Source organism: Commensalibacter sp. ESL0382, assembly GCF_009725775.1.
Classification (GTDB): domain Bacteria; phylum Pseudomonadota; class Alphaproteobacteria; order Acetobacterales; family Acetobacteraceae; genus Commensalibacter; species Commensalibacter melissae.
Genome location: NZ_WNII01000011.1, coordinates 570122 through 588850, shown reverse-complemented (window position 1 = coordinate 588850; position 18729 = coordinate 570122). Strand labels below are relative to the sequence as shown.

16 protein-coding genes are annotated in these 18729 nt (G+C 39.1%); 8 read left to right on the top strand and 8 right to left on the bottom strand.

Features of this window, described 5'->3' with window-relative positions; all coding sequences use genetic code 11:
- Positions 1–13 precede the first annotated feature (13 nt).
- Complete coding sequence (locus GM552_RS06895) at positions 14–778, bottom strand: orotate phosphoribosyltransferase (RefSeq protein WP_155565808.1); 765 nt, start codon at positions 776–778, stop codon at positions 14–16.
- Positions 779–982: 204 nt separating this feature from the next.
- Here GM552_RS06895 and GM552_RS06890 point away from each other — a divergent pair, with 204 nt between their 5' ends.
- A complete protein-coding gene (locus GM552_RS06890; RefSeq protein WP_122123929.1) occupies positions 983–1225 on the top strand; it encodes a hypothetical protein in 243 nt (80 codons plus the stop codon).
- 69 nt (positions 1226–1294) lie between these two features.
- On the opposite strand, the gene gltA is transcribed toward GM552_RS06890, so the two are convergent.
- The 3 genes from gltA to GM552_RS06875 form a co-directional block, all read right to left on the bottom strand.
- Entirely contained in the window at positions 1295–2590 is a 1296-nt protein-coding gene (gene gltA / locus GM552_RS06885; RefSeq protein WP_196424876.1) for a citrate synthase, read from the bottom strand.
- 229 nt (positions 2591–2819) lie between these two features.
- Positions 2820–3149: a chorismate mutase gene (locus GM552_RS06880; RefSeq protein WP_155565806.1), complete on the bottom strand. Its 330-nt coding sequence runs from the start codon at positions 3147–3149 to the stop codon at positions 2820–2822.
- A 48-nt stretch (positions 3150–3197) separates the two neighbouring features.
- Positions 3198–3911 carry a metallophosphoesterase gene (locus GM552_RS06875; protein ID WP_196424866.1) on the bottom strand — a complete coding sequence of 238 codons (714 nt, stop codon included), beginning with the start codon at positions 3909–3911 and terminating at the stop codon, positions 3198–3200.
- Positions 3912–4064: 153 nt separating this feature from the next.
- On the opposite strand from GM552_RS06875, the gene GM552_RS06870 reads away from it, so the two are divergent.
- Positions 4065–5576, top strand: a complete 1512-nt coding sequence (locus GM552_RS06870) for an acetyl-CoA hydrolase/transferase family protein (RefSeq protein ID WP_155565805.1) — start codon at positions 4065–4067, stop codon at positions 5574–5576.
- Positions 5577–5637: 61 nt separating this feature from the next.
- On the opposite strand, the gene GM552_RS06865 is transcribed toward GM552_RS06870, so the two are convergent.
- A complete protein-coding gene (locus GM552_RS06865; RefSeq protein ID WP_155565804.1) occupies positions 5638–6255 on the bottom strand; it encodes a hypothetical protein in 618 nt (205 codons plus the stop codon).
- Between the two features lie 186 nt (positions 6256–6441).
- Between GM552_RS06865 and ispH the strand changes: the two genes are divergently transcribed.
- From ispH to rnhA, 3 genes are read left to right on the top strand one after another with little or no spacing between them, the layout of a single operon-like run.
- Positions 6442–7425, top strand: a complete 984-nt coding sequence (gene ispH, locus GM552_RS06860; protein WP_110438429.1) for a 4-hydroxy-3-methylbut-2-enyl diphosphate reductase — start codon at positions 6442–6444, stop codon at positions 7423–7425.
- A 24-nt stretch (positions 7426–7449) separates the two neighbouring features.
- Positions 7450–8406: a homoserine kinase gene (locus GM552_RS06855; protein WP_155565803.1), complete on the top strand. Its 957-nt coding sequence runs from the start codon at positions 7450–7452 to the stop codon at positions 8404–8406.
- A complete protein-coding gene (gene rnhA / locus GM552_RS06850) occupies positions 8396–8866 on the top strand; it encodes a ribonuclease HI (RefSeq protein WP_155565802.1) in 471 nt (156 codons plus the stop codon). Before GM552_RS06855 ends, rnhA begins: the two co-directional genes overlap by 11 nt.
- Positions 8867–8870: 4 nt before the next feature.
- Here rnhA and GM552_RS06845 read toward each other — a convergent pair whose 3' ends face one another.
- A complete protein-coding gene (locus GM552_RS06845) occupies positions 8871–9314 on the bottom strand; it encodes a hypothetical protein (RefSeq protein ID WP_155565801.1) in 444 nt (147 codons plus the stop codon).
- Between the two features lie 192 nt (positions 9315–9506).
- Between GM552_RS06845 and GM552_RS06840 the strand changes: the two genes are divergently transcribed.
- The gene (locus tag GM552_RS06840) at positions 9507–10343 is read left to right on the top strand and encodes an EcsC family protein (protein WP_155565800.1); all 837 of its coding nucleotides are present in this window, start codon (positions 9507–9509) and stop codon (positions 10341–10343) included.
- 200 nt (positions 10344–10543) lie between these two features.
- Positions 10544–11767 carry a DUF4412 domain-containing protein gene (locus tag GM552_RS06835; RefSeq protein WP_155565799.1) on the top strand — a complete coding sequence of 408 codons (1224 nt, stop codon included), beginning with the start codon at positions 10544–10546 and terminating at the stop codon, positions 11765–11767.
- 13 nt (positions 11768–11780) lie between these two features.
- Here the strand turns inward: GM552_RS06835 and bcp are convergent, their stop codons facing one another.
- Both bcp and GM552_RS06825 read right to left on the bottom strand, forming a co-directional pair.
- Positions 11781–12254 (bottom strand): thioredoxin-dependent thiol peroxidase, encoded by a 474-nt coding sequence (bcp, locus tag GM552_RS06830; protein ID WP_155565798.1) that lies wholly within the window; start codon positions 12252–12254, stop codon positions 11781–11783.
- 66 nt (positions 12255–12320) lie between these two features.
- Complete coding sequence (locus tag GM552_RS06825; RefSeq protein ID WP_155565797.1) at positions 12321–15326, bottom strand: bifunctional [glutamine synthetase] adenylyltransferase/[glutamine synthetase]-adenylyl-L-tyrosine phosphorylase; 3006 nt, start codon at positions 15324–15326, stop codon at positions 12321–12323.
- Between the two features lie 54 nt (positions 15327–15380).
- Here GM552_RS06825 and GM552_RS06820 point away from each other — a divergent pair, with 54 nt between their 5' ends.
- Positions 15381–18695: an AsmA-like C-terminal region-containing protein gene (locus GM552_RS06820; RefSeq protein ID WP_196424865.1), complete on the top strand. Its 3315-nt coding sequence runs from the start codon at positions 15381–15383 to the stop codon at positions 18693–18695.
- Positions 18696–18729: the final 34 nt, after the last annotated feature.

Below are 18729 nucleotides of genomic sequence, written 5' to 3'. Positions count from 1 at the left end.
AGGGTATAAAAGATTATAAACGGGATTGTTTATGAGCTAGAGCCTCCTGTTCATTGCTGACTCCGCCATGCTTGGCAGACCATGCGCAAGGATCTTCAAGGAAACGTCTGATTTCTGAGGTATCTCCATTTGAAAAGGCTGGGTATTCTGAACTGACTTCTAAAATATCCCACCAAGTGCAAAGGGAATGCAGACTGATACCAATATCGTTTAGTGTCTGATAAGCGCTTGAAAAAACTCCATAAAAGAAAACAACAAAAGCATGATCAACAATTGCACCAGCCTTGCGTAAAGCTTTGGCAAACCCAACCTTGGAAATACCATCTGTAGTTAAGTCTTCCACCAAAAGAGTACGCATATTTTCAGGTATATCCCCTTCGATCTGTGCATTTTTACCAAATCCTTTAGGTTTTTTGCGGACATAGGCCATTGGAGTCATCATTCGGTCTGCGAACCATGCAGCAAATGGAATTCCAGCTGTTTCACCACCCACGACGGCATCAAAAGATTCATATCCAACGTGACGATAAATTTTTTCAACCCCTAATTCAATAATCTTTGCCCGGGCACGAGGATAAAAAATAATTTTACGACAATCAATATAAACAGGGGATTTCCAACCGGCGGTAAGTAGATACGGATCATCAGGACGAAAATTTACAGCCTGGATTTCCAAAAGAAGCCGAGCGGTAATAAGAGCGGCGTCACGATCCCATTCAGTTACACGAGGTGAACGTGGCTGTTTTTTATTAAAAAGTGAAGTATGAGTTTGTGACATAGAGTGATTGCCTTATTCGTAAAGTAGAGAAAGCAGGTAAATAAGGTTTTCTTATATACTTTTTAGAAAAAAAGTGCAGTAATTAAATTTTTTTATAAAAAAATTGATAAAAACCAAATTAATAATATATTTCTATCAATAGATACTGATTTTGGGATATACTACCAAAGTCAAAGTAAATCGTTGGTATTAAGTAGAAAAAGTATGGCTATTCAATTAGACCACATTCATCGTCGGTGTGAAAAATCGGTTATTACTGCCTATCAAGAGTTAAAAGCTGTTGGTGTAGGCGAAATGCAAATTTTTCAGAGCTGCGTTCTTTTATATCAAATTTATCATCCGGAATCTTCAGTAAATGAGGCTCGTCTTCTCGTGTCTGAATGGATTGACTATCATATTTATGATAAAAAACAGAATGGCAAAACCAATGGATGCGATTGCAACTAGAGGAAAAACCAGGTAAGGAAATTGTTATTTGAATTTCCTTACCTGAAAAGTTTTCTTATCTAAGTTAGTTTATTTTTTTAAGTCTCTACGCTGATAACCTGTATATAGCTGACGAGGACGATAAATTCTCCGTAATGGGTCATTAAAGGCCTCTTTCCATTGACTTACCCATCCTACGGTGCGTGCAACAGCAAAAAATGCGGTAAACATTGATTTGGGTATTCCCATTGCCTTGAAAATGATTCCAGAGTAGAAATCTACATTCGGATAAAGTTTACGTTGAACGAAATAATCATCATTCAGTGCATATTTTTCTAGTTCAATAGCGAGTTCCAGTAATGGATCGTGTTTAATACCCAATTCCTCAAGGACTTCATAACAGGTCTGTTGCATGATTTTTGCCCGTGGATCGAAATTTTTGTAAACGCGATGCCCAAATCCCATTAACCTGACATTACTGTTTTTATCCTTCACTTTTGCAATAAAATCAGGGATATTTTCTTTTGAGCCTATTTTTCCGAGCATTTGTAAAACCGCTTCATTTGCACCACCATGCGCGGGTCCCCAAAGAGCGGCAATACCTGCGGCAACACAGGCAAACGGATGTGATCCTGTTGATCCTGTCAATCGTACTGTGGATGTTGAGGCATTTTGTTCATGATCAGCATGTAAAATCAAAATACGGTCCAATGCATTGCTGAGGATTGGATTGACCTTATAGGGTCTATCCGCACGGGCAAACAGCATGTTAATAAAATTTTCTGAATATGAATAATCTGCTCTTGGATAGACAAAAGGTTCCCCTCGGGAATATTTGTAGGCCCATGCCGCAAGAGTGGGCATTTTTGCAATCAGACGAACAGCGGAAAGATCACGACTTTCTTCATTAGATATGTCAATGCCTTCGGGATAGAAGGCTGATAACCCACCAACTGTTCCACATAACATGGCCATTGGATGGGCATCGCGACGATAGCCGTTAAAGAAATTTCGAATTTGCTCATGAAGAAGAGAATGATTAAGTAACCGTTCTTTAAAATCCTCGTGCTCTTCTTTGGATGGAAGTTCTCCGTACAAAAGAAGATATGCCACCTCTGCGAAACTTGATTTTGCAGCAAGCTGTTCGATTGGATACCCGCGATATAAAAGGATACCTTTTTCACCATCAATGAATGTGATCTTGCTTTCACAAGCGGCAGTGCTGCCCAATCCAGGATCAAAGGTAAATAAGCCCAATTCTTTGGTTAAACTGCGAATATCAACGACACTATTTCCGCTTGCCCCTGATAGAACTGGTAATGTAGCTGTTTTCCCCTGAAAAGTAATGGTAACGGTTCCGTCATCTTGAGGAGGTGAGAAAGACATAGCTTCCGTGTCTGACTGTTTCATACTATATTCAACCTTATTGTGATTTAACAATGTCTTTAAATTTAATGCATAAAAATGCTCAATCTTCACCATACCAGAATACACAGAGAAGTTTTTTCACGTCTCTGAGAGCTTGGCATTTAAATAAATTATATTTAAAATTGTTTTGCTGAGTCTTAATATAAAGAATTGCATGCACAACCAAAAATAAAAAATAAGAGATGATTTAATTTTTCTTATCAATTTTTTGTTTGGCAATTGCTTTATGATGTTGAATAACTTCCGTAATGATGAAATGAAGAAATTTTTCAGCGAAATTGGGATCCAGATGGGCGGATTTGGCCATTTCTCTCAATCGTGTAATTTGTTCAGATTCTCTTTGAGGATCAGAAGGGGGTAACTGATAAGTTGCTTTCAATTCACCCACTTTTTGGGTCAAACAAAATCGTTCAGCCAGAATATGAATTAACGCATTATCAATATTATCAATGCTTTGGCGTAACTTTAATAATTCTTGTTTAGCTTTTTCTGTGGAAAGTGGTGGTTGTTTAATCATACAATCTACCTTTTTACATAAATTTTGGATAATAATTTTTAATTTGAATTAAATTGGAATATCGATCCACGATAAATGACCGCCTTTACCCGCTCCAGTATCCATAAAAACGGCTGTCCCTCCGGCATACCCCTTGCGGATCCAGGGACGTCCGTCCGTGGATCTGCAATCATGTCCGCAATATAGGGTATAACCTGATGGAATATGATTAACCCAGTTTAGTCTGCGGACCGGATAACCATTTGCAAGGGTTTTATTGGTTGTCTCTCCATACAATGTGCGGGATAATAAGGCATTTATCGGTGTCAATGGATTGGCTGGCGGGGGTTCAACCAGCATTCTGGTATGAAATCCGCCATGAACAAAAATAAAATTCTTAAAAATTAACCAGGCAGGAGCTTTTTCCAAAGCTTGCAAGATTTTATCGGTTAGTTTTTTATCAGGATGTTGGTTGATTTGATCAAGGGTTCTGGTCAGGATATTATCTTTTCTTACCCTGAATCCCTTGAGAAACAATCCCAGTTTTCGGTCATGATTGCCAATCAAGAAAATTCCTCTTTTTTCATCCTGAACCTGTAACATTAACGCCATTACAGCACCACTATCCGGTCCGTAATCGACCAAGTCCCCCAGTTGAATGATGAAGTGATCTGTTTCAACAGCATGTCGAAAACCGTTAATATCACCATGGACATCCCCGATAATTCTGAAATTTTTGAAACGAGTGGATAATGTGGCAAACATTACTATAGTATAAACCATAAAGTTTTTTATTTTGCATCTATATATTGCAAAAATGTTTTTTTTATTGAATATCTCACTTTTTTTTGTTGGGAGAATTGAACTTTATGATCTTAATTAAAAGAAAAAAAAATATATAGTTTTATTTAAGTTAAGATTTTTAAAGGATTAGTCATGTCTCAAAATAATCGTATTCAACATCAGGGATTAAAACGAAAAGTCTGCTCGGCTGAAGAGGCCGCGCAATTTATTCATGCGGGTGATTTGATAGGTACAAGTGGATTTACGGGGTCAGGATATCCGAAGGCAGTTCCTCAGGCTTTGGCTAATAGAATTAAGGAAGCTCATGCGTTAGGTAAGGAATTTAAAGTCAAACTGATAACTGGAGCGTCAACAGGGCCAGAACTTGATGGTGCATTGGCGGAGGTTAACGGAGTTTCTTACCGTTCCGCGTTTAATACTGATCCAATTATGCGTAAACGGATCAATAGTGGGGATACTGATTATCTTGATATGCATTTGGGACAGGTTGCCCCCTTATATCGTACAGGTGTTTTGGGTGAAATGGATGTCGCCATTATCGAGGTCGTACGTATTTGCGAAGATGGTCGGTTGGTTGCTTCCTCGGCTCTGGCCAACAATCAGCTTTGGTTGAATAGTGCAAAAAAAATTATCCTTGAAGTCAATCAATGGCAAAGTGCAGGTCTGGAGGGTATGCATGATGCATGGGAGGTTTCAACCTCCTTTCCTCATCAAATTATTCCATTGTCCTCTCCTTGTGATCGTATAGGTCAACCATATATGACTGTTGATCTGAATAAAGTGGTTGCTGTTGTGGAAACGAACGCTCCAGATCGAAATGCCCCTTTTAGTCCCAGTGATGAAAATGCAAAATTGATTGCTGGACATTTAATGGAATTTTTCAGGTATGAAGTGAAAAGAGGTAAAGTGCCGCCTCAACTTTTTCCGTTACAATCCGGGGTTGGCAATGTTGCCAATGCGGTTATGGAGGCTTTGGGCGAAGGGGATTTTGACAATCTGACCGCATTTACGGAGGTGATTCAGGACGGTATGTTGAATATGCTTGAAACTGGGAAAATGAAGGTTGCTTCGGCGACATCTTTTTCTCTAAGTCCTGAAAAAGCGGAGTATTTTAACGATAACACTGATTTTTTCCGTGACAAAATCATTTTAAGGCCTTCTGAAATCAGTAATCATGTCGGTGTTATTCGCCGGTTGGGATGCATTTCCATGAACGGCGCCATCGAAGCGGATATTTTCGGCAATGTCAATTCCACCCATATTATGGGTTCAAGAATGATGAATGGAATTGGTGGTTCTGGGGATTATGCAAGAAACGCCTATGTATCGATTTTCATGACTCCATCCTTGGCTAAAGGAGGAAAGATTTCCTCAATTGTTCCGATGGTGTCTCATGTGGATCATATTTATCAGGATGTCCAGGTTATTGTAACCGAGCGGGGATTGGCAGATTTACGGGGACTGTCACCGCGTCAAAGGGCAAAACTTGTTATTGAAAATTGTACGCATCCCACTTTTAGACCTCTATTGAGGGAATATTATCAAATGGCCCTAAAAAATAATATGGCTCATACTCCTATTTTGCTTAAGGAAGCCCTGTCATGGCATGAACGGTACATCGATACAGGTACAATGATCCCCTGATTTTTCATGCAATTGTTAATTTGCTTAAATTAGATTTTTTAAGCAAATTATAATGGATAGTTTAATAGGAATTATATTGAACAGATCCAAAATGGTGACGATTATATTCAAGCTGGTTTGGAGATAGTTGAAAGCCAACAGTAAGTTCATACCCATCAGGGGTACGGGCAGTTGTGGCGGGAACTTTGAACATCAATTTTTTGGATTCAAGCTTCACTTGATCAATATTATTGGGGAAACTAACTTCCGCAATCATTTCCTGTTTATCAACGACTTTTCCATTATGAATGGTTGCAATGAAATATGGGATTTTGAAAGAATGAGTCTGGGCTGCTGGTCCTCGCTGAATCTGAAGGGTCACACTCAGTTGTGTATCAATGTAGTCTTGATAGCTTAAATTTCTCTTTCTTCGTTCTTTATTTTTTTCGTTCTTTGGATCATCAGTACAATTGCCTGATATTTCTATGATGCTGGCTTTAGTTATAAGATGAGGGAGACTATCCTGATTATTTTCAAAAACAAAATAATCTGATGCTGCAGGAAGAATACTAACTTTGGGACAGGCAGGAGGAAAATCATATGTTACTTTTTCTGCACATCCCCACAGAAAAAATGTGAAGGGTAAAAAGACGAGGGGTGTTTTTATCGTCTTTTTTGTCAAAACACTTGAAAGGATCATCGCTTTCCTGCCATTTATAGAGAAGAGGTTGTTAATAAATAATAAAATATATACCATAAAACAAATTGTTTTAATGTGAAATATATTCTTTATAATTAATTTTAAGTTCTGATGTTTAATAACAGCTTGTTTACCTGATAAAATCCAAATATAAAGTTTATAGATTTTTAATAACTTGGAAAAATTATGTCTGACCAACATTTAAAGAATTCAGAAAATCAAACTCGTGCGTTAAAAGTATTATTGGCTGGCCCTCGTGGGTTTTGTGCCGGGGTTGATCGAGCTATTCGTGTTGTAGAAGAAGCTTTGCGACGGTACGGGGCACCGGTATACGTTCGTCACGAAATCGTTCATAATCGGACAGTTGTTGAAAATTTAGAAAAAAAGGGGGCTATTTTTGTGGAGGAACTGGATGAGGTTCCAGCAGATGCACATGTGGTTTTTTCAGCGCATGGTGTTCCCAAAACTGTGCCCCTAGAAGCCCAAAGACGTAACCTGTTATATCTTGATGCTACATGTCCCTTGGTTTCCAAGGTTCACAGAGAGGCGGAACGGCATTTTGCCAATGGCGGTGAAGAAAGCCGTCATATCTTGATGATTGGTCATGCAGGTCATCCCGAAGTTGTTGGAACGATGGGGCAATTGCCACCAGGTGCGGTAACCCTTATTAAGGATGCAGAGGAAGCCCGTACTGTACAACCTGAAAATCCAGATCGTTTGGCATTTATAACACAAACTACGCTTTCTGTGGATGATACCGCAGAAATAGTTGCCATTTTAAGGCAACGATTTCCCAAGATCGAGGGGCCAAAGCGTGAGGATATATGTTATGCAACTACAAATAGACAGGAAGCCGTAAAAAGAATTGCGGCAGAGTGTGATTTGATGTTCGTGATCGGTTCCCCAAACTCTTCCAATTCACAACGGTTGCGTGAGGTTGCTGAACGTTCGGGAGCGCCACGGGCAATTTTGATACCGAAACTGGAAAACATGGATTGGAAAGATCTGGAAGGCGTGAATGTATTGGGGATCACGGCAGGAGCCTCTGCACCTGAATCCCTTGTGCAAGAAATACTTGAAGCCTTGTCCAAACATTTTACGCTCGATATCGAAGAACGGATTGTCAAAGAGGAACATGTTACATTCAGTCTGCCAGCTCCCCTAGGATAAAATAGAGAAACATAGAGTTAATACATGGCTGTTTATACAAATGTTTCTGAACAACAAGTATCATCTTGTCTTCAAAATTATCCTATCGGTCAACTTGTTCGGTTAAAGGGTATTGCCCAGGGGGTCGAGAATAGCAATTTTCTTCTTGATACCACCCAGGGGAAATATATTCTTACCCTTTATGAAAAACGTATAAAAAGAGAAGAACTTCCATGGTATATGGATTTGATGCAGTTTTTTGCGCAACATCATATCCGTTGCCCCTTACCTGTCAGAACAAAAGAGAAGGAATGCCTGATTGAGCTGAATGAACGTCCGGCAGCAATTTTTACTTTTTTGGATGGAAAAGAAGTTTCGGAAATTTTGCCGGAACACTGTTTTGCCTTGGGCGTCTCGATGGCTCGGATGCATCAGGTTGGTCTGGAATTCAAGCAGAATAAAAAAAATCATGTGGGACCGGACAGCTGGAATGCGTTACTTGAAAAATCGGTTAATCACGGGCATGATGATTTAATAAGGGAAATCGATCCTGTCCTAAGAAAAATCATTCAATCCTGGCCTACCCAACAAGAGGGTTTGCCAGTGGGTCAGATACATGCAGATTTATTTCCTGATAATGTTTTTTTTCAAGATAATCGTCTAAGTGGATTTATAGATTTTTATTTTGCCTGTACTGATTTTCTGGCTTATGATCTGGCAATTGCTTTAAATGCATGGTGTTTTAAAGAAACGGGTGAGTATCTTGTCAAACGGGCAAGGGCTTTGGTCGCAGGTTATCAGTCTGTTCGTATTCTGACTGAAAAAGAAAGATTGTTGTTACCCATTTTTAAAATGGGGGCGGCATTGCGCTTTTTACTGACGCGCCTACATGATCTGGTTTATACCCCTTCAACAGCTTTGGTTACTCCTAAAGATCCGCAACCTTATTTATACAGGCTAAGATATCATCAACTTAACAAAGTTGAAACATATGAATTTTGATCGAAGCAATTTTCAAAAAGGTCTTGTTGAAATCTGGACAGATGGAGGGTGCAGTCCCAATCCAGGTCCTGGCGGATGGGGAGTGTTATTACGCTTCAAGGGAATTGAACGTGAGTTAAGTGGTGGGGAAATGGAAACGACAAATAATCGTATGGAACTGACTGCCGCGGCTGTGGCTTTGGAGACATTGACCCGTTCTTGCCATGTGGATTTGTATACGGATAGTCAATATGTTCGCCGGGGAATTACTGAATGGTTTGAAGGCTGGAAAAAAAACGGCTGGAAAACAGCGGGGAAAAAACCGGTTGCGAATACTGATTTATGGCAGCGATTGGAAAGTGCCGCTGCCAGGCATCAAATTCAATGGCATTGGGTAAAAGGACATAATGGATGTCCTGAAAATGAACGGGTTGATCAGTTGGCCACGTCAGCCAGAAAAAAAATAACAGAAACAGGTTAACTAGCTAGCGCACTTTGTTTTGTTGTAAAATTGCACTGCGATTGCCTCCTGGTTGCCCGGCAAATGTATCATAGGATGCACTTGCATTATAGGGAGGTTGTACAGGTGCGTTAAAATACGCCCGAATTCCTGTCCCGGGAATATTGACTGAAGGACCGTTATAGGGTCTGACAGGCGATTGGCTTGGTGTGGATCCTGGCAATCCCTCACCTTTTTGAGAAGTTATGGAATCCGACTGTGTGGTTGTCATTGAATTATCATAGCTGACAGGTTTATATTCTGACATACCAGGTCTTGAAGGAGGTGGAGGTAATGGATTTGGAGCCTGGTTTTTCGTATTATTTGAAACTGCACCAGAAATTTGAGCCTGAACAACCATAGGAATGATGCCTGTCAATAAACCAATAGTTAAAATCAGACCGGTTCGAAAATGAGAAACAGATTTCATTTTGTTATATGCCATTATTTTTAAATTCTTACTTAATATATAAAAATAATCTATTTTTAAAAGTAATCAATTGGCAACTTTTTCTTTTCTAAAAAAGATGACTTTTTTGTCATATTATTTCCCTTAAAAGGGATTATGGTTAATGATATCAAATTATAACCAATTTATCATCATTGGAATAGGTATTGACAAATGAATACAGAAAATAATCAGACGATTGTTCCTTATTCTTTAAATGACCAAGAGGTTCAGGATCTTACAGTTGCGCTGGAACAGCTGGAAGCAGGACGCGGCGTGTTATTGCGATTGGCCGATATTATGGGAGGAGCTGTAGGACAAGCCATAAAATTAGGTGAAAGAGGACTGAGTCTTTCACCAAGGATACAGAAAAAAATAGAGAAATTCACCAATGTTTCCATTCAGCGCGCTTTTGAAATTGCCATTTTAGGATTGAACAGAAAAACAGAGAAAAAGGATTCAAATTTATCAAAAGCTGTCTGGCGTGATCGAATGATGAAAGCCATGGTTGTTACGTCAGGTGCAGTTGGAGGGTTCACTGGATTGGGTGGTATGTTGCCTGATATCAGTCTGACTACCCTTGCCCTTATGCGTGAAATTGCTCATGTTGCGCAAGAGGAAGGGGAGAATCTGCAAAATGAAGATACTAAACGCGCCTGTCTAGAGGTATTTGCATTACGGTCTTTTGCTAATTTGGGTATAGATAAAGATAATCAGCTGGGTTTTTTTTCAGCCAGATTAATGTTGCGTGGTCGTCCGATGATTTTGCTCATGGCTGACGTTTCTCACCAATATGGATTGAGCCTTTCCCAAAAACTGAGTATGCAGATGATGCCTGTTGTTAGCGCATTATGTGGCGCCTCATTAAATATGGCCTTTTTAAATCATTATCGTTCTTTGGCAAGACTACATTTTGTTATACGTCGATTGGAACGTGAACATGGAATGTTAGCTCGGGAAACAATTGAGTATATTTGTAAAAATCATATAAATTCCGATAATTTTTTTTAATGACATGATCAGATCATGTTCATGTTATCATGATTTAATCATTACAATAGAATTGGACGTGCAAAGTTTATTCAAGATTAAGGCATTATAGATTTTTAGTTAACGAGATATCAATTAAGTTTAGTTTAAGGGGGATTGAAACGGAATTGATTCCGTCTATAATTCGGTATTTGTAAAGTCAATATATTAAGGATAAAGTGATGTTGTATAATTTTAGGGCGCTATGCTCTTCTTTTTATAAAAAAAAGGGTTATACGGGATCAATTCTTATTGGTACCACTTTTTTTGCCGCCCTACCGGCCTATGCCCAAGAAAAGCATCCTTTATTTATGCCGAAACGAGATGTAACGGTTGTTTATGCCGTGCAGCCGGAAAATTCATCATTGGCCCAAAAACGCAAGATATATTTTTCTGGAAATGGAACTCTATTTCGAATTGATGGTCCCAACAATATTGGGTTCACCCTTATTGATTCAGCTAAGCAAACGGCAACGGTTGTTTCCAATAAGTCGCGAGTTTATACGGTGATACCAAGTAAATCGGGCACGGGTGGTCTTTTTTTGGATGAAAGTCTGCATTTCAGAAAAAAGGGAACAGATCGTATATTGGGTATTTTGTGTCATCATTGGTTAGTTCAAGGAACAAAAGGACATTCGGATGTTTGTGTAACTGATGAAGGCATATTATTACGGCAGGAAGGAATGGATATTGATGGTATTGATGGTAAAACAGAAGCCCTTTCAGTGCAATTTGATGCTTTGTCTCCCTCCATATTTCAAGTTCCGGTAGGATATCAGCAGGTTAGACTTCCCCAGCAAAAGGGGGAAAGTCCAACCTTGGTTTCACCCAATGCCAACGCTCAGCCTCTTTCACCTATCCAGGCTAAAAAATCGGAAAATGGGAATAAGGTGGATGCCAGCCAAAATCCTTTTATTACTCCTCAAAGGGATGTTGATGTGGTTTATGCAATCGCTGGTCCCATGCCTGGTTTACCTCCATTTCATCAGAGAATGCGCTGGTCCGTGGAACAATGGAAACAAAGAATTGATTCCCAGGGGATTGATACATACATGATAACTGATTATCGCACGCAGCGATTAACCGTTTTAAACCCCCAGTTAAAGAAAAAAACCGAACTTGTCGCGCCGGGTGCATCTATTCAGGGCATGGGAAAAAGGGCAGAGGGAGATTATGTCAAGGTTGGTGAGGCCACGGTTGCTGGACAATTTTGTAATGAATGGGAGGTAGCAGATACAGAGGGCAATATTAATGATGTATGTTATACAAATGATGGAGTTATGTTACGCGTTGTACGTAATAACATTCCATTAGTTGTGGCCTTAAAAGTTGTTTACGCACATCAAGATGCCAGTTTGTATCGAATACCTTCTGATCTGAAGATGTTGGCACCGGCACATCCGTAAGGTTCACAGAAGATTATCGATCAGGTGCATCGAGAGTTTTCAAAATTTCGTTTACATGGTTGGTAACTTTGACTTTATGCCAGATTTTAAGGATTCTACCCTTTTCATCTATTAAAAAGGTCGATCGTTCAATACCCATGTATTTTCGGCCATACATTGATTTTTCTACCCAAACGCCATAGGCTTCTGTCATTTCACCTTTTTCGTCGGATGCCAATGGAAAGGTGAGGTTGTGTTTTTGGGCAAAATCCTTCAGTTTTTTAACTGGATCACGGGATACACCAATAACAGGGATATCGAGCTTTTTGAATGCGGTCAGGTTTTCTTCAAAGGCACAGGCCTCTTTCGTGCATCCAGATGTATTGGCTTTTGGATAAAAATAAAGAACAAATTTTTTTCCTTTTAATGCCGTCAGTGAAATTGAACTTTCAAGTTGGGTGGGGAGATCAAAATTGGGTGCCTGGGAACCTTCGTTTAGTTGGGTCATGTAACTTACTTTTCTAGATGGATATAATGAAAATTGAATATTTTTTCCAAGTTAATAATATAGTTATTAGGTGACAGGACCAAGAAGTTTTATAAAGAGATCACGAACCTGTTCACTGGTTTGATGTATTTTCTCCATAATCAGAGAAAAGGAATCTTTTGTGTGAAAAATCTTTCCCAGAAGTTTTTCGGTCATGATTTCAATAATGATTGGAGTTGCATCCATTTCCAAATGTTCGGGAGGATATTTACCGAAAAATAATCTTAAAAGACTTTGCAAATTTCGCCAGAAATAATCAGCTTGAATCAAATATCTTGCCTCTTCAATAGAAAGATAGCCATTTTGCGCCAATTTTCTGAATGCTATTCTTGTGCAAGGATGTCTTACTTTATTATTATGCGAGATTAATTGCAGAGTTTGAGCAATAAATTCCACTTCTATAAGTCCACCTTTAAGATATTTGACATCCCATTGTGTGGTGGGGGGCATATCATTTTCCAGCCTTTTGCGCATATGAACGGCGTCTTGTAAAATAATTTTATTGGTCACGCCAGAAGGGGAAGAATCCAAAGCCTTGCCAATGGCATTATTGATCCGGTCCTGCAAGATTTTAGGTCCACCTATAACCCTGGCCCGCGTTAAAGCCATCCGTTCCCATGTCCAGGCTTCTTTTTCATGATATCGCTGAAATGAGTTCAGGGATACGGCAACGGGCCCTTTGCTGCCAGATGGACGTAAACGCATGTCAATTTCATATAATGGACCTGTATAGCTTGTATTGGTCAGTGCAGTGATAAAACTTTGTGTTAATCGTATATAATAAGGATTGATGGCTAACGAACGGAATGCTTTATTGGCCAATCCTGTTTCTGCGACACTGGCAGCAATTTCAGGTGGATGGTCATAGACCAGCATCATATCAAGATCGGAACCCACCGTCATTTCCCATGATCCGGCTTTCCCCAAGATAATGATGCATATGCCTCCATCCGGAATAATCCCATATTTTTGTTCATGATCTTTGATTACTCTTGCCAGAAGTTCGTTTAAAATGATATCTGCCATTCGTGTACGCTGGATTTGACTTTTATTTAGAGAAAGGCGGTTTTCCATATAGGAAACGGAAAGCCTGAATTCCTCGCTTTGAATAATGTTATGAAGAATGGGCAGAATTTCTTCCAGAGACTGGGTGCTGTTTAGATGCTCATGGATCGTTTTTTGCAGTAGATTTGTTTTTGTTTTTAATATATCGACATGAATTAACGCATCAAGTGCTGCAGGATTATTGGTAATATAATCAGCCATGAATTGTGAGGAACCCAATATTGACGCCAATTTTTCGATTAAAATGGGATTACGTTCGAAAAGGGACAAAAGCTGTATCCCCGCATGATGTCGTGCCAGCAAACTGTCAAAACGCTGTAGGATCAAAAGAGGGTTTTTCTGTTCTGCAAAAGCCTGTAAAATATTAGGTAAAATATTTTTTAGAATCATTCTGGCCCGTGCGGTTCTTAAAGTACGGGGGCCGCTATTGCTCCATGATTGTAAAATAGATGCGGCTTCATCGGGGAAACCTTTTTCATTCAGATAATTGATTAATTCATTTTTAGGTAAATCAAGAATAAAATTTTCTTCATTATCCGGAGACGTAAAAAATCCCTCGAATATATGTCGGACCTTTTGCATAAGCGGGAATAAATCTTCAACAAATTTGTCTGTTGATTCATATCCCATGAAAATGCAAAATGCATCAAATGCCTGTTGTGTGTTGGGAAGGGAATGGGTCTGATAATCGGATTGCATTTGCAGGCGGTGTTCTATTTTACGAAGGAAATAGTAGGTTTTAATTAGGATCGTTGCGGATTCATCGGAAATTAACTCTTTTCTGGTCAATTGCTGTATGGCTTTGATTGTTTGTGGTGTACGCAGTTTTGGAAAACGTCCTCCCCAGATCAATTGCAAGGTTTGGGGTAAAAATTCGATTTCACGAATACCACCATAACCTAACTTCACATTTTGACCGATTAACCAGTGCAGGGCATCTTGTCCAAATTTTTTTTCAGAGAGTATTGGCGGGTTGGGTTTGCCTGAATTTTTATGACAATCAATCCTGTTTTTCATGGCATAAATGTCCTCGACAACAGCAAAATCCAGATGCCTGCGCCATATAAAGGGTTGAACAGCCTCCAGGAAAGAATATCCTCCTGCAAGATCTCCCGCGACAGGTCGTGCCTTACTCATGGCACTTCGTTCCCAGGTTTGTCCCAAGCTTTCATAATATGAAATGGCGGCGGGTAACGAAACGGCGAGTGGGGAAGAAGAGGGATCAGGCCGTAATCTCAGATCAACACGAAAAACATATCCATTTTCATCTCGATCCTCCATGAGGGTTACGAGTTGTCGTGTGATCCGGATAAAAAGTGTGGCAAGATCGGGATGATTCGGATATTTGTCTGGATCATAAAGAATAATAAGATCAATGTCAGAAGAATAATTAAGTTCCCTACCACCAAGTTTGCCCATTCCCAAAACAATAAATCCTGAGTTTTCCTGAGGATTTTCTGGGTGGGAAAGTGTAATTTTTTTATTTTGATGTGCTTGTAATAAAAGATAATTGATTGCAAAATGAAGGGTGATTTCTGCAAGATAACTGAGCGTGTGGGTTATTTTTTTTAAAGTCCATACATTTCCAATATCTGCAATTGCACAGGCAATGGCAATTTTTTGTTTGGTAATCCGTAATATTTTGGCGATACTGGATCTGGATTCTTGTATTGATGAATTTTGTAGGCAAGTAAAGGCTTTATTGCAGGCCTTATCAGGTCCATTTAATATAAGGTATTCAAAGAAATGAATGTTTTTTATAATCAAATCAGCAAGAAAGGGGCTGTTCCCACCAATGGTATGGATAAGGCGGACAATACCGGGTTGCTGAATTAATACTGGATCCTTGTTATTTTTAACCCATGCTTCTTTAACTGCATTTGAAAAAAGGTCTGCTGAACGTTGATCCGCCGCTTTTGGCCAATTCTGATCAAACCAAGGGATAGAAGACAGGTTTTTGTGAGACATGATACATGATTTCTGTTATTTGGTTTTTTTCAGTTTACAAATATTAAGATGAAAATGCCCATAAAGAAAGAGCAAGAATTTCATAAAGATTCAAAAATAAAACACAGACGAAACTGGTTGCGTAAATTTTTACTGGCAGGCTGTTCGGTAATTGTATTGCTGGTCGTGATGGTGTCAGCTTTTATATTATTCATATTAAGCGCACCTGCCAACCTTACCTTTATCGCCCGATATTGGCTTCCTTTAACGGTTATAGAAGGTATGGAGAAGGATAAACCTGCTGGAAGACTGACGTTTGACAAGTTGGTTATGAAATGGCCTGTTCTAAAGAAAGGCTTTAATACACCAGTCACTTTCGAACTGGAAGGATTAAAGTTACTGGATGTCTATAATCAGGTAAGGGATCATTTGGACTTTGCAAAATTAACGCTGGATACATCATCATTACGACATAAAAAAATTGTTCCTTTGTATATCAAGTTGTCAGGTGCACAATTACATTTAAGAAGATATAAAGACAATCATGTTAATCTGGATTTGTCAGGATTGGGTTTGTCGAGACAATCCAGGCTGGATATCGACTTTCATCGTTTGTATCATGTCAAAATTGAGAAAACCGTTTTATCTTTTAAAGATGACATTGATCATAATTTGATTCAATCAAGACAGATTGATGTTGATGTGCATCCTTTTTATGCTGACAAAACATTGACCATTATTGGAAAAGTCTATTTCAATTTTGATATTAATGGTCATAAGGTTCAAATTAAAGGTCAAAGCTCTGTTCAGTCCATAACTTCATCAGATATTGTTAATTTGCAAAAAACGGGAAAGCTCCAATGGCATATGGAGATCGATCAGGTCAATCCCGCCAATATTGCAGAAATGATACCGGAATTGCGTTATTTGCAATCTGTTAATATGCCTATTTCAGCTGAGGCGAATATAGGTTTTTCTATCCAGAATAAAGCTTTCATGCAACCTTATATGGCAGATATTAAAATAAATTCTGCTCAGGGGAATGTAAGGGTTGGAAATATGGAATATTTCCCATCTTTTTTCAATGCTCGTATAAGCGCTTTTTTTGGTGAAGATGCCAAATATCCTGCAAAGATTGATTTTTCCGACATTTGTCTGCAATTGAGATCGCCGTCGGATTTGGAAAATGCGAAAAGCGGGCCTTTTTTTCATTTCAAGGGTTGGTTGAAATTATCCTCACTGTTAAATCCAAAAGTGGTTGATGCAGATTTTTCCGCAGGTAGTCCGTTGCTAGACTTTTCAACATTAAAAGAATATTGGCCTCGTCACATAGCCAAAGGGGCCAATGAATGGGTTACGGGCAATATTACAAGAGGGCAAGCGCGAGATTTTTCAATTCATGCAAGGCTTACGGGGCATGAGGGCTGGCATCATTTGAGACTGGTTAACTTGGAGGGTGGAATTGGTCAGGCAACGGGTTTGGAGGTTCACTGGTTAAGGCCCATCCCACCTTTACAGAAAATGAATGCACAAATGATATTTGTAAATCCTGATCGGATATTGATTAAATATCGAGGAGGTTATCAAATTGTCAGGTCAGGAAATGGAACCACCTCGAAATTACGCAAGTTGAATATACCTTCTGGCAATATGTGGATTACAGGATTAAGCAATCATCGGGATTTGGGTATTATAACGCTTTTGATAAAAGGTAAGTTGCAAGATTTATTAACTTTATTATCTGAACAACGATTGCATTTGCTATCTCGTCATCCTGTCCCTTTTAAAAATCCTTCCGGGGATTTGTCTACGCATTTACATTTGGAAATCCCCCTCAAGAAAAAGGTGAAAATCGAACAGATTGATATTCAGGGACATAATGAGATTAAAAATGTCTATCTAAAAGATATAGCGTTAGGACAGGATTTGAGACAGGGGAATTTAGTGGTGGACGTGAATGCCCGTCAACTTGATTTACATGGGTATGGTCTTTTATCTTATTTTCCTGCACGTATTGAGTATAGACAAAATTTTACGCATCAACATCTTGGGTCGCTTGTTGAAAAAGCAAAAGTTGGCTTGACCATTACGTCAGAGACCTTGAAACAAACAGGTTTTGATATGGCTAAGGATATAGGGGGCCAAGCCTATCTAGATTTAAACTATTCAAAATTTTACGACAAAAAAGCGATAATCAATTTAAATTTGGATCTATCAAGAACTGAATTGAAACTCCCAATTTGGCACAAGCTAATTGCAAAACCCGCGAAGGCTTCGGGAACGATAATATTGAATGACAACAAACTGGTCGGTATTCAAGACTTGCATGCTCAGGGAAGTGACTTGTTGGTGCATGCCAATATGAATATCGAAAATAGAATTCCAACCCAATTAAATATTCAATATTTTAAAACTGGACGGTCAGAAGGAAAAGCGACCATTAATTTTCCAATGACGGAGGAAGCGTTTCATAACCCTTTAAAAGGTGATGTACGTATTTCTGTCAAGGCAGATACATTGGATCTTTCCCCATTTATTCAGGATTATCTGGGATCATCCAGGAAAAAACATGCCGTTTCCAAGAAATCACAGAATTATAATATTCCTGTTGCAGCTACAGGAAAGTACAAAGGACTTAAGGGAAGACGTTGGATCTTTAACCTTCAGGCCAAGAAAATCTTTTATGATAAGAATAAGAAGCTGGGCGAAGTGACAGCCTATATTGAATATAATGGATTACGGTTGATGCGTCTTTCTTATGGAATGCGCCAACCAACTTTGGTAACTGCGTCATTATTTCCCAAGGATTCAAATCGACAATTTTATCTGGATGCTCAGAATCTTGGCAATTTATTGGATATTGTTGGAATATCAAATAGAATTTCAGGAGGGCATTGTGTTCTGAGTGGTAATTTTGATGACAATGATCCTGAGGCCCCGTTTACCGGCAAGATACAAATCGAGCCTTTTGTTGTTGATCATGTTCCCACCGCCTTAAAACGGATCAGTAATCTTTCTGTTTATGGTTGGTTCAAAAGGCAAAAGGCGGATGCGTTGAATATTGATGCTCTCAAAGGAAATATCTTTTTGAATAAGGGGATTCTGAAAATAAAAAATGGTCGTGTTTTCAATGATGAACTTGGAGCGACTTTGAAGGGCGATATCAATCTTGATAAAGCGGTTTTGGATTTGCAGGGAACAATAGTGCCGATTTATGCGGTGAATAAACTATTCAGTCATGTCCCGGGGGTGGGAAAATTATTTGTTCCAGAAAAAGGGGGGGGGTTTATTGCCGTTCCCTTTGTCATTAACGGAAAATTCAAAGACCCTCATATGGAGGCATATCCTTCAATGTTGCTAACTCCGGGCTTTTTACGAAATCTATTTTAATAATTGTATAGACAATTGAAGTTGAGACGATAGA